The following is a 21,140-nucleotide window of genomic DNA, read 5'->3' as shown; positions in this document are numbered from 1 at the left end:
GATTCTTTCTTAGCATTACTAGCTGTTTCATTTGCATCTTTCACTAATTTATCTAACTGATCCAGCATTTCTTGTTTCTCACCGAATTTACTAAGGATTCGATTGTAAATCTTTCGTAATTCCTCGTCTGGGTCTACTATCTCTCTATAATCACCAAACACATATTTATCTTGTGTAGGATCCGTAAAAGATTCATCACCCGCAATTACACGTGCTTCAAGGTACAACTTAGGTGTGAAGCCCGTATCTTTGATTCGAATCGTATCGCCTTCGTTAATTAGTTCATGTGCTAGTCCGAAAATACGTCCAATCGATTGCGCTTCTACTTCGTAAGAAACTGAAGAATTGACACGCTTCTTTAATTCAGTCTTCATCAAAGTCATTAATCGTTGTGGTGTCATATTTTGGTCTTCTGTTTCTGGAGTGTAGAAACCAAATTTATGTTTACCATGCGCATTCCATCGCTGAAATGCGTCATTATCGACGATGTAAGGTAGTCCTTTATTTATGCTCTCCACCGTGATAAGTTTGTCACCTTCACCTCGTACAAATCCGACAAGTGCTGTGCAAATATCTCTAGAATGCTCAATTCTTCTAACCTCAACTAAATCTTTTCCTAGAGTTACTTCCTTACCAGTTTCTCGACCTCGCTTCTTTATCATATCTACGTACCAGCCAGTAATCTTGGAACCCATTACTTCGACGCGATATTGGATTTCTAACTCAAACAAAGAAGCAATTTTTTTTAAAAAAGTGAGAGGATCGATAAATTCGTCGATAGTCATACTGTGGAATGAAGAATAATCCGTTATTCCACGTTGCCATATTGAATCGGCAAGAGCGATATCAATAAACGTATTAACTGTTTCGCTCTCTATACGTTGAGGTTTAATAATCCCATCTTTCGCTATTTGAACCCAGGCACCAGACGAGTGTACAGTTAATGATCTATCATTTGAATCTTTTTCTACTTCATTGTTAATAACATACGGAACAATTCGACCATCTCGTACTTCCTTTAAAACCAAGTTCTGTTGCTGTAATGTAACTGCATGTGGAGTGCCGTCAAAAGTTTTGAATTCTAACGTATCAATGTTATTTTTGATTTCCCAATGACGGTTATCAGCCCAGTAGTCCTTTGGTTGAATAGCTGCTATAATTTGGTCTGTTTTAAAATCAACAACATGAAGTAATCCGCTGGGTGTTCTCATCTAAAACGCTCCCTATATGTAACCTTTGCTATCCCTATGTTAGATGGCATAATTTCAAGTTTATTCTGGTCCTTAGTTATTTTAGGATAATCACTAAATAAGTCCTTCAGATTAATTGCACTTGTACCATTAATACTAATTAGACTTTTAGCTGTATCGATTTGCACTTTATCTCCTTTCTCAACAATATAAGGAGGATTATTACTTGTATTTTGGTTAACTTTCCAAATCTTAATATCATCAACTGTCATGAGTACAGCCGGATTATTGTTCCACCATTGACAGATAGAAAGTTGCACCTGCGCAACTTTATTCATCAAAATCCCATCTTTGTCTACCCAATTAGCTTTTGCTCCAGCATCATCAATCTCAGTTCCATCAGCAAATTTTGCAATATAAAACTCCCATTCATTCCCAATGCGATGTACACATAACTTTCCATAAAAATTATTCCACGTCCAAGGATGCATACCGCGTGTATAGAGCATTACTTGTTCTGCTTGATGCCCTGGATAAGCAATCTTGGCAACGCCAAATGTTTCTTCAGCCTCCCAATATACATCGCTTAGTGACAGTCGGACTACAGGTTTACTATTCTCATCAAGTAGGGCTACTTCTACTTGTCCCATTTGTACATAACTACTACAATTGAATCTTACATAAGCATCCATTATAAAATCTTGTAATGGTCCTCCAGGAATGCTCTTTTTAACAACCGCCCCATGATTCCCTTTGTAGTTCGTATCGCCATAATCTTCTACATAGAATTGATGTCCGTTAGATTTTAATGTACCTCCACCTTTAGTGTTTTCAAACTGCGATACACTTGTCCATCCTACTGTAGTAGACATTTGATCCCACATTACTCTTTGTTTTCTTTCTACAGGTAACTGATCAGCTTGAAGGGGATAACCAATTCTGAGGTATTCATCTTTATTCCAGACATCTAAAAATGTAGATGGATTCGCAACTTCAATTTCAATAATTGGCTCTGAATGAACCGTTCCTTTATTTTGAACATTTGCTATTAACCCACGTCCATCCATTTCAAATTCTACCGTTTTAGTAGGTCCTAACTTATATGGCATTTCACAAACAAAAGTAAGGACTCCTTCTCCTAAATTCACTAATTGCTGTGGGTCAAACGATTCATCAATAAGAGCCAAATACGTGCGATCTTTTTCATCATCAAAGATCAGTTCTTGGGGTTGGTCTGTAATAAGCCAATTAGCTATTTCTTCCTTTAACTTTTCGGCCTCTTCCATAGATTCATAAAATAATGCAACTGGTACAATTATTTTTCTCATTTTTGTTTGTGTTCTTATCAAACGCCCACCTGGATAGTGAGGAACTTCCAAAAATGTACGTTCCAAAGGAGCCCATGCAGGGCGTTTTTTCCCCTGCAATGGGATTACATTTGGATTTCTTTTCCCGTTAAAACTAAAGAAACTGATTCCAGTCATATCATCACCTACCTAAAATACTTTCAATCTTTCTTTCTCGCTTTCTTGAAACTTGCTAACATCTGAGTAGATTTCCTTTGCTATTTCTCTGCCGTTTAAATTAACTTGCAAAATAGTAGGGCCTTGTGATGCATATTGTTGCGCTCCAGCTTGTTGAGTTAATGGTAGCGACCCCATTATTCCATTAGCAATTGCATCGAAGGTTTGTTTTCGCAGCGGTAAAACCGTTTCGTCATATCCTCGTGCATCCCCAACCCCAATTAATGTAGGGTTACCAGGTTTAATTAAAGCGCCGTTTGCAGCCCACTTAACACTAAAAGATGGTAAACCTTCACTTGCCCAATTAACAGGATTCAGTGATCCGTTTACACTAATTTTCGGAACAGGAATGTGAATGCCACTAAACATATTTGCTACGCCGTTTTTAATTTTATCAATCCATCCCATAATTCCATTCCAAGCTTCTTTAATAGGATTAATAAGTTTGTCTTTGATTTTCATAGCAGCTTCGCCTATATCAATTGCCATACGAACTACAGAGGCGATCGGTTCCTTGATAAATGTCTTGAAATATCCAACGACAGTAGACCACATTCCCTTAATTGCTGATCCGAAGGACATCGCCAATCCTTTCGCTGCTCCTAAAATCTTCGTTACAAACGATAAATTAATAAGCCCCCAAATTAATTGGATAGCTCCACTGAAAATTTGTTTCGCTGCATCCCACATACCTCGAAAATCACCTGTCAGTAGTGCAGCAAAAAATTTAATAATACCCATGATGATATTTACTCCGCCTTGGATAATATCTTTAATAGCATCCCATGCACTTTTTACAATCATCATTACAACTGGCATTACAACAGAAATAATAGATTGAATAATCGAAAATGCATTTTTTACAGCTTGAACAATTTGATCTCCATTTTCTTTCCAAAACGAAGTGATTTGAGATATAATCCCGTTTACAAACGACATTACGTCTGTCAGTAAAGGCATTAAATAAGGAGCGATTGTATTGAATACACCTTTAATAAAATCCCAAGTAGCTCCGATTATGCCCATAATTACAGGAGCTGCTGCGGAAATTAAGGATTGTATATTCGCTATGAAACTACTAATTTGTAACTGAACATCTTGAACAAACATTTGTATATCAGCTATTTTCTCAGGTGAGAATCCTAATTTTTCTAGAAGATTATAAGCCGAACCCCAATCACCAGCAACAAGACCTTTTATGGTTTCTACACCAAATCGTACAGCTTCAGTGATACTCTGTATTGTTTGAATTGCATTAGCAGAGAAACCTAATTTAGTAAGAATATCGTAACCTTCCACCATGGCATTCCTGTCTCCGGCTGCCGCTTGCCACATAGCTTTTAATGCTTCAGATATTCTTCCTACATTTTCAATATAAGAATCTAAAGGAATGATAGATTGAATGAACATATCTATACCATTTACAGCATCTATAGCACCTTGAAGAATTGCGTATAAGGCAGGGGCAATAATGGTGAATATAGTAATACCTAAACCTTCTAATTTAGATTTAAATTCATCCCATTTACCAGAAAGGTTGTTTGACATTGTATCTGCCATTTTCTTAGCTGCACCATCGGCATGAACAAGCCCATCTGTCATCCTTCCTAGCTCTTCCCCTCCAACTTTCATTAATGCAGCCCAGTTTTTAAATGCTTCTGCACCAAATAATGTTGATAATGTCGCCGCTTTTTGTTGATTTGTCATGCCAGCTGTTTTCTGTTCTAACTCACTAACAAGTTGTGGTAATGGTTTAATTTTTCCTTGTGAATCAAAGAATTCTAAATTCAATTCACCCATAACTTTCTTCATTTCTTTTGTCGGTTTAGCTAATCGGTTTAACGATGTCCCCCATGCTTGCCCCGCAACAGAACCTTGTAATCCAGCATTCGCCATTGCCATCATAGCGGCAGATGTTTCTTCCATCGTAAAACCAACAGTTGATGCTGAGCCGGCAGCGTACTTCATTGCTTCACCCATTTGTTCTACATTTGTATTAGAACTAGAAGCAGCTTTTGCTAACACATCGGCAGAATGAGTCGCCTGATCGGCTTTCAATCCAAATCCCGACATGATATTTGATGTAATATCAGCAGCTAATCCTAAATCTAATTGACCAGCTGCAGCTAACGACAGCATACCCGGCATAGCTTCCATGATTTCGTTCGTTTTAAAGCCTGCCATACCAAGGTATTGCATGCCTTCAGCCGCTTGAGATGCACTGAATTTCGTTTCCGAACCCATCTTCTTAGCTAGTTCAGACATTTTTTTCATGTCCTGACCAGATGCACCTGTTACAGCTTGTACAGCCGACATTGTCTTTTCAAAACCTGCACCAGCCGATACAATCCCCGCTAAAGCAGCACCAGCTCCTACCGCTATTCCCGCCATACCGCCAATAGCTAAAGCAGAAGAACCAACAGCAGCTCCCATAACTCCAGCTGCTTGTCCCATTCGGCTAAAACCTCTATTTAAAACGCCAGTCGTACGCTGACCTTGCTGTTCTGCTTGGTTCAATCCCCTTCGTAATTCATCATCACGTAAGAATATTGAACCGAACATACGAAATAATTCCATTTATTCACCCGCCTTTCCGCGGATTTTCGCAACTCGAGCAAACACTTCTTCTTTTGTAAGTTTCCGTTTCGATGTTTGTTCGATTGAATCGTTGTATTGTTGTACCTGTTTTTGCGTTGGGTTTTCGCGTTTATGTTTAAATTGAGGAAATGTTTCTTCACAATATGGCTGTAAAGCGCACCATTCTTCCCATAACATGCGATCCATTTCTTTTTTCTTTGCGGTGAGATACAGATTAATAACTATCTCGGCATCCAAACCACGTATATACTCCATATTTGGATAACGAGAAGCTAATGTATCGATGAAGTCTATTTCATCAAGTTCACCGCATTGGAAAAAAGTTTAACCAATCCAACTTCTGAATCTTTGATTGCAGTAAATAACTTAATTAACGCTTCTAGATTTAAAGTTCGTATTGCTTCCCATTCTGGAGATGTTTTTTTACCGTTTTCATCCTCATGAATTAAAAGTCCAGCTACAAACTCAAAGAATTCCTGTTCCGCTTCTTCTAATCCAAAGATAAACTTCATAATGATGTCGTAACCAAACGTCTCTTGTGCAGCTAATACATCAGCTTGTGTTGCCCCTTCTTTATTTCGTACGCCCATCATTAAATCTTTTAGTAAGTTAACATCAACCTTAAATTTCGATTTCTTCAAAATACGAACTACAGAAAATAAATCTCCGCCATGAATTTGTCTCACTTTGTATTCTTTTTCTTGAATATCAATAGTCATATCGATTCCTCCTTAAAATAAAAAGAGCAGGGATTGCCCCTACTCCTTAACCTTCTGGTATTAATTTTGCTGCTTCTGTCGCTGTTAAAATACGTTTTTTCCATGGTACTTTTCGAATATTTTCTGGATCACGATGTCCTGTGAATGTTACTTCTGGAACAACTTCACTTTCGTTTTCGAATCCTAGTTCTAATGAACCGTCAGATAATGCGTTATATACGATAATTTCAACGATATCGCCACCTAATGTTTCGCCTACCCATGCCACATTTTTAAGATAACTTTCTTTCGTAAGACGTTCTGTCGCTTCAATTACATCGTATTTGATAGTTTTTCCATCTTTCGTAACAGTCTCTTCAGATACTTTCAATCCAGCAATAAAGTTTTTAATTTTATCTTTATCAAGGAATTCAAGCGTTTTAAAACTGATTTGAGTTTTTGATTTTGTAATACGTTTCATCCCCATAGTGTCACCAGGAGAACCATCATATTCAATTTCTTTAAACTCTGGTTCATACTTAAAAGAGCCGCCACCTTGTGTAGCGCCTACTGGTAGTTCATCTGTTTCTCCGTAGTTAAAGAAGAATGCACCCCAATCTCCGAAGAGGACATTCTCTGGTTTTGGTTGTGGAGCTGCCATACAATCAACCCTTTCTATTGTTTAAAATAAGTTCGTAAAATGAACCGCACTTCTTTGCGTCTTATATTTGGATCTGGATCAGGTACTTTCTGACTCGAAAGATAAGAAATAGCAGCACCAAATTCAGCACTGCTTAATCTTTTCCTATGAAGATTCTTTTCTAAATCAGTAATCAATTGGTCAATCTTCGCTATATGAGCAGAAATACCGTAAATATCAATTGTAAGCATGATATTCTTCCGTCCCCATGGTTCTTTATCATCGTTCACTGTATACACCAGATAAGGCATATCAGCCGTTGTTTTAGCGATCTCATAATACGATTCTTTGTGAATTCGTTTCAATTCACCGTGTAATATGTTAATAAAGTCATTCATGGTATCTACCTCATTAATGACGAATAAGTTCTTGTTCCTACTTGTGTAATTTGTGGCTTGTTGTTCTCTGCCGCTGGTCTAAGATAAGGTTGTGCGTGTTGTCCTTTCGTTTTAACCATCTTCCCGGTTTTAGGATCGCGGTACATCCAAGGGGTTTTACGACCATCTCCATCTTCCGCATAAATACCTGTACCTTTCTCGATATAAATGCCGTAATCAGAAGATGTACCAATAACAACCTTTTCTTGCTCTGCTTTGGAACTAATGCTTCTTCTTAGATTGCCAGTGTCTACAGCAGCAAGTAATTTAGCCTTAGATGATACAAATTGGCCAATAGCAGTATGAGCCGCTTTCTTAGCTGTTAAGTGTTTTGCCATCACTTGGGCTCTATTAGACCTAAACTGCATGCTCATATGGCAACATCTCCAATTCTATTTGAAGGAATCTTCCTGCATTCATTGGCTCACCAGGATAAGTAACACTGTATACCTTCTTATCAATGACTAATCTGTCTTGAATCGTTATATCAAGTGGTAAGCAGTAAAAAAAGTGTGTACTTTTCTCTTCTACTTTCTTGTTGCGAGCATCCTTTGTCCCTTGAATAGCATCTAGTACACCTTTAACAGTGTTAATTTGTTCCCATTCTTCTTTTGGATATGGTCCATCATCAGAACCAGAATTACGAAGTACTGAAGCATCTTTGCCAAACTTACGAATCATCGATTGAATCATAAGACACGCAGCCTCACTTTCAGTCCTTTCGTGATGCTTGCTGGATAATCTCCCACATCATCATAAGTAACCGAGTAGTTACCTAATGACTCACTTTTCTTCCCTTCTCTTTCCTGCTCCTTATACTGATGAACCACCATTTTAGCGATGATACCAGGATAAGCAAGAGGGAATTCAGGAATAGTTCTATTGGTGTACTCAGCAACCATCAACATTGTATCTTCAATGTCTACTAATAAAATCTCAGGGGTTATATTAGGCAGTTTAGTTTGTACACGTTTTAGAATTTCTGCTTTCATATCCATTTACTCACTCGACTTTGCAGGGGTTTGTCTTTTCTTTTTAACCACTTCTTGTTTTGGTTCGTCTACTTCTTCATATATAGGATCATTCTTGCAGCGTTTTACATGATCTGCATCCGTCACTTCCCAAGTAACCCCTGTATTTGTATTTAAAAACCAAGGCATACTATCTCTCCTTTCAAAAGAAAAGAGGAAAGGCTTAAGCCTCTCCTCCTGCTGGTGGTGTAGTTGGTGCGATTGTTGCTGTAAGTACTGCTAATGACTCTTGACGTAGTACACCAGCACCATAAACCATAAGGCCACGAACCCCATCTGCAAATGAATTTTGAAGACGTTGTGCTTCCGTTTCATTTAATTGTTTGCCGTGACCAATTGCTGATTTGTGAAGTCCAAGAATTTTGTATTTACCAGATGTATTTGGCGTTTCTTCTGACACGACTATTTGAGACCCATTGATAACTTGTCCTTCAACAACACCATTCTCTAAGATGACAGGTTGTTTAGTGAAACGGTCGTCTTTAGATAGTAATCCAAGTACTTGAGAATTGATAATTGTAAAACGCTCAGTTTTAGGCACTTTTTTCATGTTTAACTTTGTATTAAGGTCAACAATGTAGTCGTATGCATTCTTAGGTGATAATTCAATTGGAGCAGAGTCAGTTCCGATTATGTTGTCTTTATGAGCACCTGTATAAAGACCTAAAACAAATGTATCTACTGTTTCTTGAAGTACTGAACCAGCTTCTTGTGTATGCGGGTCAATTAAATCCCCAGCGGCTTGTGCAGCATCTACATCATCTACCTTGAAAGCAAAGTATTTCTTTTGGTCCATGTTAATTTCTACTTTAGAAGGGTTTGTATCATCCCATTCAACTGAACCGGAATAGTCTTTTACATTTACAGCACCAACACGGTTAAAGATAATTTTGTTACCTTCGATCTTTGTTGGTTTTGTTGTGATTAAATCAGCGATAGAACGCTTGTGGAAGTTCGCCATTAAGCGCGCTTCCCAAATTGTTGGAATAAAAGTTGCTACTGACATATATTAGTTCCTCCTTAGTTTGTCCATAACAAAAGAGGCCACTTAAATAGCGACCTCTTTTGTTTGTTTTATAATTTTACTAACTGTTTGATGCGAGATATTCAATTCTCTTCCGATAGCACGAAAGGATAATCCGTATTTATATAAAGACAATATTTTTGCGTCTCTTTCTTGCAAGAATGGGTTGTTTAACAAAGAAGCGTTCAATCTAGGAAGGACATGCGACCAAGTTTTCACATTTCTAATATCGTATATTGTTTGAAAAGTAACATTAAATATATCAGATAACTCTTTTGGTGCAATCCCTAGAAAAAGAGCTGTTTTAATCTCTCTCACATTTTCTTCAGAAAGTTTTGCCAGTGAGCTTCTTTCTCCTTGCAAACGATCTCTGTGAAGTTTTCTCTCTTTTTCACTTCTTTTCCTATTTTTCGCCCATTCAGAAACACGTTTCTTTTGTTCGGGAAGATTAGCAAATTCTTTCTTCTTCTCGCTCATTAATTTACGAGTTTCTTCAGAATGTCTTTTCCCTAACGATCCACCAGTTTCTTTGTTATAACCATATTTACGATTATTAGATTTTAAAAGAGATATATAATACATCTCTTTTTTGTCAAGATCAGTATCGGTAGTCTCCTCGATAATTTCAAATACGAAGTTATCTTGACCATATTTATTGAACGCTTTCTGTAAGTGATCATTAGGATGTCTATTCTGTTTTAAAAACCAAAAATGCCTATTTTCTCTTGCCTCTAAATTTGTACTTTGCCCAATATACACTTTTTTATTTTCTACATTAGTAATGGTATAAATGCCGATAGACATGTTATCATCTCCGTCAAAATGATATTTCCGTCAATTAAAATAGAGAAAGGATTGACGGACAACCCGTTTCAGTTTGGGTAGCTAATCCAAACCTATCTCCGCCTTAATTATACCATAAATACCATTTATCTACTTACCCCAAGTGCGCATATCTTTTTGGATTTGATCCCAGTTTTCATTAATTTCAGATTGACTCATTGATGCTACTTGTTGGCGTGTGAATACAGCACCAGTACCACCACTAGCATGAATTTCGCGTCCTGCTGCTTTAAATTTCTCAGCTACTTTAGCTTCTAATGAAGTATTGAATAACTCATTAAGCTTCGCTACACGCCCTTTTGTATCATCTGCATCAGCACCAATAACAAAGTCCACAAATTTGAGGTCTAGTCCTACTTCGGACAGCGCCTCAGTTGCAGCCCATTGCATTTCTTTTTGGTGTAATACTTTTTCTCGTTCATCGTTTTGCTCCTGGAGTTGCTTCATTTCATATTCCGCTTTTTCTTGAGCGGTCATAGAAGCAGTACGGAAGCTTTCTAACTCTTTTTTAGTAGCGTTCAATTCTTTCGTATATCTGGTACGTACTTTGTCTTCTGCTGATTGAACCATTTTCTCGATAAATGCTTTCGTCGCTTCATCTAACTGTGGTTCTTTCGTATCATCAACAGGTGGCATTTGCTCATCTGGTGGCGTATCATCTGCAGGTGGCGTAGGATCAGAAAAGAATTGCAGATTTGATAAACGTAAAGGTAATTTCGTTACTTCCTTTTCTTCAAAAAACTGTAACTGCTTATGTCTTTGTAAAATATTCATCATTTTTCCTCCTTTGAGTTCCTATGACTACGCCCTATTTAGTTCGTAATCCATAAGCCCTCAAGTGTTTTATTTTTGTTCTGATAATTTACTTTGCAACTTATATCCTTCTAGTTCCCAAATTTTATTAGTGATTCTTTCTAAGCAAATTTGAGCACCTAGATTTTCATCATAATTAGCTGGATCTACACAAGCAGAGCTTTCAACTATTACAAACCCATTCGATAATTTCGCAGTTACAACTGTACATTTACCAAAAAAAGTTTTAATTTCAATTTCTGCTTCATTGATAATCTTTTCTACCTGTTCTTTTGTTACTGTATTTTTGCTCATCATAAACCATCCTTCCATTCTTCATAACTAACTGCGGTAATCACTTCATTCCTGCCTGTTGTTGGATTTCTAGCCCTTCTCTCAACGAATGGACTAACATCCGCTACTTCAGTAATGAATGTACAGCGGCAGCGCACAACTTCTTTAGCAGGTAAATTACTGTCATGTGGATATTCACAGCTATAACCACCAACTTTAAATAATCCTTTAAACGGTACTTTCTGATGATCTGCTGCTTGATGAGTAGGACGTGTACGTTTATCTAATGTAGAAATCCAAATTTTCTCCATTGACACACCTTCGTCGAAAGCTTGAGATGCACTGTCATAAGTACCTAAGTTTTGCACCCTAGCACTTTCTGTCCATGCAACCATTTGTGCTTTCTTCGCATCACCATCTAGAATAGGCTTAATACGATTAGCCATTACCGCATATCCTTCACCTTTTCTAAGGCCAATGGATAATTCTTTACGTATTCGGCTAATTATCTGCACTCGATGCGCACTTAACCTTTGATTGAGTGTCATTTTATCGATTGGCATTTGTACCGCACGTTTAATAACGTTCGGGTCCAGAAGACCATACGAAAGAGCTACACCAACTTCTTGCTCTATAAGGTAACTTGTATAATAAAAAGACTCCCCATATTGTGCGGAGAGCTTTTCGTTGAGAGTTTTCTTTTTCTCATATGTTATTTCATTAATAACTTGTTGCAGTTCACTTTGCAGGTTCTTATATCGATTGAATCGACGCATTTCCTGCATGCTCAACTGTTCATTCACTGCATATTTCGCATAATAAAAAGCCAGTATTCCTCTGACTTCTTCTAAAGCATCTTTATACAGGTAGAGAATCGCCTTTTCCAGCTCGTCCTCTATCTTTTGGAGGTGTTTCTGCTTCTTGTCCCATTCCAATATCTTCACCGCCTTCATTTACAGCGTCAAGATCGATAGAATCCGATTCTTCTTCCTTCATCTTTTGTAATTCTGCTTTTGGATCATGAATAGCAGAGAATAAAGATAAACGAGTTTCTTCGCTGATTAAACCTTGTAGTTTCGCCTGCACTTCTGCTTCATCTGCTAAATTAACAGGAATATTTCGTGTGAACTGGAATGTCATGCAAAGATAATCTAATTCTTCTTTATTCGAACGTAAGTTCCACGCATCAAATAGTAACTTAAATTGTTGACGCAATGACTTAGTAAACTTCACTTCTAATGTGCCAGATTTCGTTTCTAATGCTAGTAATTTGTAACGAATAGCAACACCAGTGAGGTTACCTCCGAATGATTCATCAGAAAGATTGACATGCTTTGTGAAGCGGCATATATTCTTTTCTAATCTGTCGAGATGATGTTCTAATATGTTGTCATTAAGGTCCTTAGTTAAAAATGAAGCCTCGCCATTCTCGCCTACATCTAGGGCTCCAGTTTGTTTTAATTTCTCAATGGTATCATCATCTATATCCACACCTTTGAAAATCATATAAGCCAAACGGAACTGCTCAATCTCACTATTTACATCAGAGATAGCTCTATCATATCCCTCGATAAGAGAAATAGCTTTATCTACATCACCTTGTAATTCCTCATTATTAGGGAATCCAATGAGTGGTACACCTTTGTATAAATTAGTGATTCGATTCGTTTCTTTCAACTTATCTAAATCTTCACCAGTATACTCAATGATTTGCGTATCATTGTAAAATTCCACTTTGTATCCGTCTTTGAAATCATCACCATCGATTACTTTGATTGGATAGCAGCGGATAGCGTATTTAGGCTCTGCAATGCTTGAATTAGTAAGAAATATTGCTTCATAAGGTTTGATATTCATAACCTTTTCAATTCCTTCTTTGTCATGGTAAAGCAGTCTCGCTCCATAACCGCAAATAGAAGCAAACTTTCCTGTTTCCGCGTCAGCATCTTCGGTATGATTCGATTTTAAAAAGTCTTGGATACGCTTCAATACTTCCTCGTCTTCATGATCTAGACTGTATGAAATAGGCAATCCGAACATATATCCTATTTTTGTATCAATAATTTCAGAAAAGAAATCATTGTTTAGCTTGTTGTTAACCTTGTCCTTATTCCCATCACCTTTAAACTCACGTGTGAATATAGGTACACCTTTCTCACTTGCTTTGTAACGTTCATACCTATTTATCATGCGTTGTTTTAGTGGTTCAAACTCATCAATAATCTTTTTGAGTAGCTTAGGTGTGGGTTCACCATTTTGTTCATCCAGTAATGGAATATAGTGTTCAAACATCGTCTCACCTCCTTAAGGGGGACGGCAACGATTACTTCCTTTTGGGGCCACTCAGTACTTTAGTTAACAGAATTAGAGTTCCGTTAACTTTTTGAGATGAATTTAACAAGATTAGTTTACAGAACGCCTGTAAATATTGCTGGAAAATATGTTTACAGAACACATTTTAAGCAAGTATTCTTAAAACTTTCAAAATTAATTACCTTAAAGTCATTGTTTTATCATAATTTTGAAAGTTTTTTGCAAGTGGCCCGAAAAAGAACGAATCGTTGCCGTGCCCCCTTAATAGATTGACTTAACAGCTCTTGCTTTTCTGCTACGTCTTTTACTTTCGATAATATAGCGTAACGCAGCCATAGCATCGTCAAATACTTCAACAGGTTCATCTAAATATAATCCTGTTTTTGAATCTTTCTTCCATTTCCATTGTTGTATTTCTGCAATAAAATTCACACAAGAAGGGTGGATGTGTATTTTTAATGTTTTCAAATAGTCTATTTGAGCTTTTACACTGTTTGGATTTTTAACAACAGCAGTAGCTTTGTATCCTGCTTTCTTCCACATCTTAATACGGTCTGGTTCAGCAGAGTCACAATACATAAACAAACGTTTGTTTAAACCTTGTTTATCTGCAATCTCAATAATCTCATTTGTGTCTTTCTCATGGACATATATCTCATTGCAAATATATAACTCTCCATCTTTCCAACCGCCTGTAAGAATGGCATTAGCATGGTTAAAACCAAAGTCTTGGCTATGATTCATAGAATCGAATCGTTCAAATGAAGTGTCAAAATCATGAACTCTATAATTTTTAAGAATTACACCGCCAATTTCACCCCAGTCACCTTCTCCATATACTTGGTATCCTTCTGGGTCCTGCTCTTTACGCAGCATCATACGTCGATGATACGCATCGTCAATAAACCTGTTTGTTAAATAAGTAGAATGGTGAGTAAAAATGTCAGGATGTTCGATATCAAAGTATTTTTTCTTGATCCAGTGAGTAGATGATACAGGGTTAAACGTAAATGTAATTTGATAGTACAGATTTTCATTTGGTAGTATACCGCGCAAACGGTCATCAAGAATATCAATATCATTTTCTTTCAACTCTGTTGATTCTTCTATCCATATCCATGTTAATTTACCGTGTTCGAACGTAATCGATTTAACCTTTTCACGCTCGTTGTCATCCTTCATGCCACGGAAAATAATCATGTTGCCTGTTGTTTTGCAAACCATTTCTAAAGGACTTTGTCTAATGGTCCAATACTTACTAGCCTTCTTCCCAAATATGATGTTAATCGCCTTTCTTAATTCTGCATAAGTAGAGTGACGATTGGTAACGTCTATTTTTCGTACAACGAGTAAATTAGCACCTTGGTATTTTGGATCAGATAATTTAAGAATGTAATCTTGTGCGATATTAGTTGACTTTCCACTACCAGCAGAACCTTTTAAGGCCCTGTATCGCTTTCTACATTCATTAACTGGTTTGAAAATACGATTGAACTGTACTTTCGTTTTACTCATCTTCATCACCGTAATCAACAGTAATTTCGATAGTCGAATCATCGTCACCATCATCAATACGTTTGATTTCAGCTTTTGTCTTCTCGATCTGTACTTTCTGAGCTTCTTGCTGCATGTGTAATCTTTCTTCATCAACTTTTCGTTTAAAGTTATCAGGGAATAAATCAAAGTATAATGACAGTTTATCCAGAGCTTTCATTTTGTCAGCAAGTTTAATGGAGATGCCATCACGCCCCTGCTTCACTTCAGTGATAATTGAACCGTCTACCATATCAGACTCAGCTAAATCAATAAAGTTCATCATACGTGTTTCCGTAATAAATTCCGTTACTTCTTTTCCTTCTTCATCAACTGTTGTTCTTTCTTCTGGTTCTAGTTCAACTTCCCTTTGTCCAAAAGTCACATAGTTAGTAATATCAGCAAAAGCAATCTTAATGTACTCTTTTAGTACATCCATTGCTTCTACAAATACATTCTCGACTAACTCACCTTTAAGTTCTTTTATATAAGAGGAAACGCGTTCACGCCTTAATAATCGGCTAGCTTGTACGTGAGCACCATCTTTGGAGTAACCAGCCTTTAACGCAGCTTGTGTACCATTGAAGTATTTCACATAATACAAACAAAAGAGCCGTTCCTTTTCGGTCAGCTCTTCATCCTCTAAAATCTCTTTTAATTTTTCTTTCGTTTTGGGATTTTTAACATTAGTAACGCTCCTTTTCGCAATAGTAACGTTACCATTCATTTGTTCATCCCATTTATCTTGTGATTTCCACTTTCTGATTTGCGAAGGTTTGAGATTTAACTCTGCTGCAATATCAACTAATGGCTTCTCACCTTTACTTGCTTTATATATTTCGAATGCTTTATCTCTGTCTGGGCTACGTTGTCTAGCCATAACCACCACCTCACGGTAATCCCTAAATTATTTTACGGAAGATTCAAATTACTCTTTTACAAATATGTCCAAGTTGCTATAATAGAGTTAACATTGTCATCCGGAAAAGTAATTCGTCCCCAATACGAGTTACTTTTCCTTTTTTATGGCTACTTTTCTAAGAATTCATCCAACGTTTTACCAAGCAAACTAATCATCGCTTCTCTCTTTTGCTTTGGTGTTGTATTATCTTGCATTTCATTAAAGATAGGAAGTACCTTTTCTAATTTATGTTTATCAATACGTTCGTTCACAACATCCTGTCCTAACATTGAAATGAATGTACCAATTACAACAGCTTGTTCTTGTTTATCTAGTTTCATTTATCTCACTCCCTTTAATTACACCACATTTGATTGAATCAGCTGTATGCTCGACAATAGATTCCGCTACAACTCTTCCATCTAATGAAACTCCAACTTTACAATCCATAGGAATAGATTTACTATCGTTAATCTTCTTAATTATTTCAGATTGTTTATTTATTAATTGAACATGAGTTATATCCGCTTTCGTTGCTAATTCCTTTTCTAACATACTAACCTTTTCACCTAACGCTTCTACCGTCGTTGAAACATGAAGTAATGTTTGTTTTAAACCATCATTATCCCTTTGTAAATCGTTAACGCTTTTTTCTAAATTAGCAATTATTTTTGTTATAGATTCCATCCTTCATCCTCCTCCAAAATAAAAAGCAGCATTTAATCATTTACATCCGAAACAAATTCTTGCGATACATCTTCTGCTTCACAATAAACATCTAGGTCAGTCCAATAACTGTCATCATAACGATATTCCTTTAAGTGAGCTGTGGGCCATCCGCATTTTTTATGTCTAGCAAGAACTTCATCATAATCTTTATTTCTAGCGTCTTCTCTAAATCTTCTGGAAGCTAACTCTTCTGCTCTCTCGTGGTTTTCTGCAATGACATACACATGTATTTGGCTAGAGCCTGTATATCCATTCGTCACATAATAAAGATTCATTTTCTTTCTTTTCTTCATATATCGCTTCTTTTTCATAAAAACCACTCCAAAAAGAATCTTATTTTTAAAATAGTGGCAGGAAATTTGTTGTATGCATGGGAAATGAATAGATATTCAAAATGACTGCCGATAAGAATACTTATGTAAACTAGGTTTTTGGGAAATACGCCGTCATATCAACGTTTGTATCACTTTTGAAAATTATCATTATAAATTCTTTTATACATCGTTGATTTTTCGCTGTTTTCAGCCTCAAACATCTGCTTTTCCTTGCATAAAATTCACCTTGTTAACTACCTGTATTTTTACTCGGTAGCAGGAGATATTTCATCGAAACAAGTAACTAATTTTCTCGGTTCACTTTTTGTATCGATATGAACACCAGGCACATAAGTTAATGCTTCTGCAACAGAATAACTTCCATCTGGATTCTTTTGTTGTGTAGTCACTTGCATTACACATCCGCCGATTACATTACAAACCTTTGTAGACTTCATCCATCCTTGTTCTTGAGAACTAGCCTTGCAAAGTAGAGCGAATGTATCACCATCACCATAAACTTGTAAGTCTGAGATATTCTTTTTAGCTCCACGTACTTCTGAAATATTTAAGTCTTTTTCTTTCATTGTTATTTCCTCCTCTGTTTTTGTTCAGTTTTAGTTAACGATTTCCCAATCTTCCGCTAACATATCAGCTTGGTATGCTTGAGCAGGAGCAACCCCACCATTATCTTTTAATACAGCGAATATCATATCGTGAGTTTGAAAACCTCTTACATATCCAGCGTCTAGTTCTTCTTTTACCTCTGGATTCTTGGAGAGAAACCAATATCCACCCCAAATAGACCTTTTTACTTTTTTACCTTGTTTCAACGCTTCTAGAGCTTGACCGAAATTCATTATTATTTCCTCCTCTATTTCCGTTCATTGTGTCCATTTGTTTTCTAAAATGCAACACGTTTGCGCTTATCTTTCCTTAACAACAAACAAGACGCCCCCAGATCACGGCAGCGCCTACGATAATTGCTATTGGTTTAATCATTTCAATATGATCTAACTCTTGCTAATTGAACCATTTCCTTACTCACCATGCTTGTAACATCATCCACTGGTTCATATGTTTTAAGGAATACTTCTTCTTTTATAGGATAAATAGGATAATTTTCACCATCAACTCCAGTAATGATATAATCTCCTTCATGTACAACGTGACCACTATTATTACCCAATGTTTCAATCCATCCCCAACAAGGATGTTGAACAATCAATCTACCGTTATCATCTTCATATCTCAAAGGAAGCTCAAAAGGAACGTGCCAATAGTTACCTTCAATGTCTTTATATACTCCGCCATCTTCAGAATCATCTGATAGCCTTTTCATACAAATAACACCCTCGATATCCATTCCCTTGAACCATTGAATAGCTTCAACAACAACTGGTTTCTTTTTATACTTAGGCAATATAAATCATCCTTTCTTTTTATGTTTCTATTTTTGTTCATTAATGTGTAATTTTTATATAACAAAGAAAAGCACCCATTATGGATGCTATAGTTCACTCTTTAGATAAGGAATACTAATGATTTTATTGTGGCTTAATGGTATGGTGACAGCTCTTAATTCCTTAACAGCTGCTTCATCACTTAAATTGCTATTTCTTAACTGTTTCTCTAACAATTCGTTGTTCGCTATAATTGTTATTTCTAAATTTGCTTTATTACTCATATCCTCATCCTTTCTTTAAAAAAGAAACCGCCACTATTAAAATGACGGTTCTTTTACGGCTTATAAAAATATTAAAGGGGATGGGAGAAATTCACGTTCGAACATAAGGGGATATGTCTACGTGAATCGAATGTCAAGATCACTCTTAACATTCTCTCAGCCACTGCATTCCCGTATTCTTAGCTACGCGCTTTACGTTCAGTGACTGAGAGAAGACTAAAAGTCCTCCCTCTGAATAGGAATGGTCAATACTTCGGCTGTCGCATGGCCTTCGCTGACCGATATCGAATTATAAAGGATATATATCAAGACGTTTGCACTTTTTCCGACGCCTTTTTAAATAGGTGGTAGGATTTTTAATCCTTACTACATGAGAATCACCTCCATAATTAAATGATTTGTAACAATGAGATTCGCAACATGGGTTTCTTTGCCCATCCCCCAAAAAAGGGGAATAAGACATAAATTACCAATTAATAAACAATCAACGTAACAAAAAGGTAGCATTTTTATATTGTGACAAATTATTTTTGGTACAGTATTTTGTTACGACCAATTCAACAGTTAAGACATTTCATATTTTCAAATAGAAACTGTAACAAAAACGAACATTTATGTTACAGAATCAATTAGCAATCCTTCAGATAGACTAAGAAAACACATTGTTATCATATATATGGTTGTTTTACCAGCACCAAGTGGTCCAGGTAATCCAAAACGGCACAAGCACTAATTTGGAATAATTTGTATTAATCCCCCTTTTCGGGGGATGGGCAAAGAAACCCAACATCCCATCGCACATTGTGTATTGAAAAAAAACGTCCCTATAGAATCTATTTGCAGCAACATGGGTCACCCAAAACAGATACCATCGGAACAGGTCTCGGTAACCTTTCATATATAGGTGGCTTTTTGACGACAAATTTCGACATTTTTTTCAAAAGAGAATTCTAAGATATACAAAATAAACTTCCATTCAATCTTTCACCAATCTTTTTATCTGCTCTTTTTAAATATTCTTGAACAGTAGTTCTCTTTACACCTAAATATTTAGAAATCTTTTCCTGAGTAAAACCATGCCCTCTAGACATTACATATATTTCCTTTTCCCTTTCTGTAAGCGTTGATAATGCATCTTCTAGTTGTATACGATCCCATTCAGATATGACACTCTCTTTCGCTTCCGTATCCCATTCATACACTGGCATTACCGTACTACGTGTATATCTTTGCATTAATAACGGATCACACGGTCTCTCGCGCTGATATGCTGCCCTACGTTCAATACCTCGGCGATTACCTGGCTTCTTTGCTGTACACATCCACTCTAATGCATATTCTATATCTGATATCATTTCACTAATTATTTCTGCATCCTTTTCTGTAGCACCTTTCTTTGATGATTCTAATTGCTCTAGCGTTTCCTTGTACTGCTTTATTAACTCTTTCATAAGCCAGGTTCCTCCTTTTATATAAAAAAGAGGACGCTGGCTATATATAGGAAGAATTCTCATCCTAAATATAAACAACGTCCTCTAAATGCGGACTATTACTTTCGTTATTTTTATTATTCTTTTTAATACGGTAAGTGAAATTTTATACTAAGCCTCTTTTCCTTAACTGCTCTGCTACCCTTTTCCCCTCTGCCATACCAAAGTATCTAGCAATAGCTGTATACGTCATTCCGTCTTCTCTCATAGCTGCAGCTTTTACACAAATTCTATCCCATTCTTCTTTCGTCTTCCTTTTTCGCCTTTGTACTTCATCTTTGCCACCTAGATACACACCTAGTTTTATTAATTCTTTCCCTATGGTGCAATTAGAGCTACAATGATCCAACTGTCGATACCGATACTCACAATTTTTACAATGCATATCCTGTATATTTAGAATTTTGATACGTGCCTCTTTCGCATTCATATCTTCACCCTCTATTAAATTAACTAATACTTGGCCATTCTAATTTTTCAACATATTGCAGGTAATCGACTAACGCACGATTAGTTGGTGTTACTAAAAATGCTCTCTCATCAAATACTTCTCTTTTTATTGATTTTGGACCACCATTATCTGCTGCTTCCATATACTCTTTAATTAACGCAAATGGTACTAAGAATATAGAATGTTCTTTACTAAATTCCAGTAAGATGAAACAAATTGCACCCATCTGCTCCGCTTGTAATAACCATTCATATTGATGAGGTTTTATATTTTTTAAATCAAACCGTTTTTCATTTATAGTAGCCTTGGCCTCAAATGCAACAAATCGTCCTTTATATATCCCATCATAATCCACTGTAGACTTTTTCTCGTAATACCCTTCTTTTATTCTTCCATCTCTAGATTTTTTTGTAACAACAACCGGTGTTGCTCGTTTTTCAATTAATGCAATTTCATTATTTCTATACATATCATTTGACCAATTAATTAGATTTTCAAATGCTGCTCCATGATCTCCGCTATATGCCATTTTATTAATCTCCTTTTCTACAAAATGAAATTTTTGTTTAGTTTTCTTACCTGCATAATATTTTGATATTTGTTTATACTATAGTTGTAACTTTTTGTTACAACATATATCCGTATCGATTAA

At 36.4% G+C, this 21,140-nt stretch carries 29 protein-coding genes; all 29 read right to left on the bottom strand.

Translation table 11 applies throughout. The annotated features are described in order from the left end of the window. Positions 1-1,211: phage tail spike protein (locus MHH27_RS31705; protein ID WP_340946073.1), on the bottom strand; the 1,211-nt coding region annotated here is incomplete at its 3' end. After that, positions 1,208-2,674: a distal tail protein Dit gene (locus tag MHH27_RS31700; RefSeq protein ID WP_340946071.1), complete on the bottom strand. Its 1,467-nt coding sequence runs from the start codon at positions 2,672-2,674 to the stop codon at positions 1,208-1,210. The genes MHH27_RS31700 and MHH27_RS31705, both read right to left, overlap by 4 nt. A gap of 12 nt (positions 2,675-2,686) precedes the next feature. Next, a complete protein-coding gene (locus MHH27_RS31695) occupies positions 2,687-5,290 on the bottom strand; it encodes a phage tail tape measure protein (RefSeq protein ID WP_340946068.1) in 2,604 nt (867 codons plus the stop codon). Continuing rightward, the gene (locus MHH27_RS31690) at positions 5,291-5,497 is read right to left on the bottom strand and encodes a hypothetical protein (RefSeq protein WP_340946064.1); all 207 of its coding nucleotides are present in this window, start codon (positions 5,495-5,497) and stop codon (positions 5,291-5,293) included. Positions 5,498-5,601: 104 nt separating this feature from the next. After that, positions 5,602-6,030, bottom strand: a complete 429-nt coding sequence (locus MHH27_RS31685; protein WP_256423824.1) for a hypothetical protein — start codon at positions 6,028-6,030, stop codon at positions 5,602-5,604. 46 nt (positions 6,031-6,076) lie between these two features. Beyond that, positions 6,077-6,670 carry a hypothetical protein gene (locus MHH27_RS31680; RefSeq protein WP_256423825.1) on the bottom strand — a complete coding sequence of 198 codons (594 nt, stop codon included), beginning with the start codon at positions 6,668-6,670 and terminating at the stop codon, positions 6,077-6,079. Between the two features lie 14 nt (positions 6,671-6,684). Beyond that, entirely contained in the window at positions 6,685-7,047 is a 363-nt protein-coding gene (locus tag MHH27_RS31675; RefSeq protein ID WP_340946060.1) for a hypothetical protein, read from the bottom strand. A gap of 5 nt (positions 7,048-7,052) precedes the next feature. After that, a complete protein-coding gene (locus MHH27_RS31670) occupies positions 7,053-7,460 on the bottom strand; it encodes an HK97-gp10 family putative phage morphogenesis protein (RefSeq protein WP_340946057.1) in 408 nt (135 codons plus the stop codon). Further along, complete coding sequence (locus tag MHH27_RS31665) at positions 7,444-7,779, bottom strand: head-tail adaptor protein (protein ID WP_256423828.1); 336 nt, start codon at positions 7,777-7,779, stop codon at positions 7,444-7,446. The genes MHH27_RS31670 and MHH27_RS31665 overlap by 17 nt, the downstream gene beginning before the upstream one ends. Next, on the bottom strand, positions 7,776-8,084 hold the full coding sequence (locus tag MHH27_RS31660; RefSeq protein ID WP_340946051.1) for a hypothetical protein: 309 nt from the start codon (positions 8,082-8,084) through the stop codon (positions 7,776-7,778). Before MHH27_RS31660 ends, MHH27_RS31665 begins: the two co-directional genes overlap by 4 nt. Continuing rightward, positions 8,085-8,246 carry a hypothetical protein gene (locus MHH27_RS31655; RefSeq protein ID WP_001145765.1) on the bottom strand — a complete coding sequence of 54 codons (162 nt, stop codon included), beginning with the start codon at positions 8,244-8,246 and terminating at the stop codon, positions 8,085-8,087. It lies immediately after the preceding gene. 34 nt (positions 8,247-8,280) lie between these two features. Beyond that, positions 8,281-9,123, bottom strand: coding sequence for a phage major capsid protein (locus MHH27_RS31650; RefSeq protein WP_000109623.1), 843 nt, complete (start codon positions 9,121-9,123; stop codon positions 8,281-8,283). A gap of 42 nt (positions 9,124-9,165) precedes the next feature. Next, a complete protein-coding gene (locus tag MHH27_RS31645) occupies positions 9,166-9,945 on the bottom strand; it encodes a GIY-YIG nuclease family protein (RefSeq protein ID WP_303467674.1) in 780 nt (259 codons plus the stop codon). A 129-nt stretch (positions 9,946-10,074) separates the two neighbouring features. After that, complete coding sequence (locus MHH27_RS31640) at positions 10,075-10,758, bottom strand: DUF4355 domain-containing protein (RefSeq protein ID WP_340946041.1); 684 nt, start codon at positions 10,756-10,758, stop codon at positions 10,075-10,077. 69 nt (positions 10,759-10,827) lie between these two features. Continuing rightward, positions 10,828-11,091 (bottom strand): Gp49 family protein, encoded by a 264-nt coding sequence (locus tag MHH27_RS31635; RefSeq protein ID WP_242298638.1) that lies wholly within the window; start codon positions 11,089-11,091, stop codon positions 10,828-10,830. Beyond that, positions 11,091-11,855: a phage minor head protein gene (locus tag MHH27_RS31630; protein ID WP_340946081.1), complete on the bottom strand. Its 765-nt coding sequence runs from the start codon at positions 11,853-11,855 to the stop codon at positions 11,091-11,093. The genes MHH27_RS31635 and MHH27_RS31630 overlap by 1 nt, the downstream gene beginning before the upstream one ends. Positions 11,856-11,928: 73 nt before the next feature. Then, the gene (locus MHH27_RS31625; RefSeq protein ID WP_340946037.1) at positions 11,929-13,362 is read right to left on the bottom strand and encodes a phage portal protein; all 1,434 of its coding nucleotides are present in this window, start codon (positions 13,360-13,362) and stop codon (positions 11,929-11,931) included. 282 nt (positions 13,363-13,644) lie between these two features. Beyond that, positions 13,645-14,940, bottom strand: a complete 1,296-nt coding sequence (locus MHH27_RS31620) for a PBSX family phage terminase large subunit (RefSeq protein ID WP_340946079.1) — start codon at positions 14,938-14,940, stop codon at positions 13,645-13,647. Further along, complete coding sequence (locus MHH27_RS31615; RefSeq protein ID WP_106103724.1) at positions 14,891-15,796, bottom strand: terminase small subunit; 906 nt, start codon at positions 15,794-15,796, stop codon at positions 14,891-14,893. The genes MHH27_RS31620 and MHH27_RS31615 overlap by 50 nt, the downstream gene beginning before the upstream one ends. A 149-nt stretch (positions 15,797-15,945) precedes the next feature. Beyond that, positions 15,946-16,158: a hypothetical protein gene (locus MHH27_RS31610; protein WP_340946034.1), complete on the bottom strand. Its 213-nt coding sequence runs from the start codon at positions 16,156-16,158 to the stop codon at positions 15,946-15,948. Continuing rightward, positions 16,145-16,504 (bottom strand): hypothetical protein, encoded by a 360-nt coding sequence (locus MHH27_RS31605; protein ID WP_088065277.1) that lies wholly within the window; start codon positions 16,502-16,504, stop codon positions 16,145-16,147. Before MHH27_RS31605 ends, MHH27_RS31610 begins: the two co-directional genes overlap by 14 nt. A gap of 32 nt (positions 16,505-16,536) precedes the next feature. After that, a complete protein-coding gene (locus MHH27_RS31600; RefSeq protein ID WP_340946031.1) occupies positions 16,537-16,857 on the bottom strand; it encodes a hypothetical protein in 321 nt (106 codons plus the stop codon). Positions 16,858-17,126: 269 nt separating this feature from the next. After that, positions 17,127-17,447: a hypothetical protein gene (locus MHH27_RS31595; protein ID WP_340946030.1), complete on the bottom strand. Its 321-nt coding sequence runs from the start codon at positions 17,445-17,447 to the stop codon at positions 17,127-17,129. A gap of 30 nt (positions 17,448-17,477) precedes the next feature. Then, complete coding sequence (locus MHH27_RS31590; protein ID WP_340946028.1) at positions 17,478-17,720, bottom strand: DUF2829 domain-containing protein; 243 nt, start codon at positions 17,718-17,720, stop codon at positions 17,478-17,480. A gap of 143 nt (positions 17,721-17,863) precedes the next feature. Beyond that, a complete protein-coding gene (locus MHH27_RS31585) occupies positions 17,864-18,283 on the bottom strand; it encodes a hypothetical protein (protein WP_340946026.1) in 420 nt (139 codons plus the stop codon). 87 nt (positions 18,284-18,370) lie between these two features. Next, on the bottom strand, positions 18,371-18,547 hold the full coding sequence (locus MHH27_RS31580) for a hypothetical protein (RefSeq protein ID WP_340946024.1): 177 nt from the start codon (positions 18,545-18,547) through the stop codon (positions 18,371-18,373). A 950-nt stretch (positions 18,548-19,497) separates the two neighbouring features. Continuing rightward, the gene (locus tag MHH27_RS31575; protein WP_340946022.1) at positions 19,498-19,998 is read right to left on the bottom strand and encodes a sigma-70 family RNA polymerase sigma factor; all 501 of its coding nucleotides are present in this window, start codon (positions 19,996-19,998) and stop codon (positions 19,498-19,500) included. A 145-nt stretch (positions 19,999-20,143) separates the two neighbouring features. After that, a complete protein-coding gene (locus MHH27_RS31570) occupies positions 20,144-20,467 on the bottom strand; it encodes a hypothetical protein (RefSeq protein ID WP_340946019.1) in 324 nt (107 codons plus the stop codon). Between the two features lie 19 nt (positions 20,468-20,486). Then, positions 20,487-21,017 carry a Holliday junction resolvase RecU gene (locus MHH27_RS31565; RefSeq protein ID WP_340946016.1) on the bottom strand — a complete coding sequence of 177 codons (531 nt, stop codon included), beginning with the start codon at positions 21,015-21,017 and terminating at the stop codon, positions 20,487-20,489. Positions 21,018-21,140 lie beyond the last annotated feature (123 nt).

Source organism: Bacillus sp. FSL L8-0152 (assembly GCF_038006365.1).
In the GTDB taxonomy this organism is placed as follows: domain Bacteria; phylum Bacillota; class Bacilli; order Bacillales; family Bacillaceae_G; genus Bacillus_A; species Bacillus_A cereus.
Note: the sequence above shows the minus strand (reverse complement) of the source record. Positions and strands in the feature narration are given on the sequence as shown.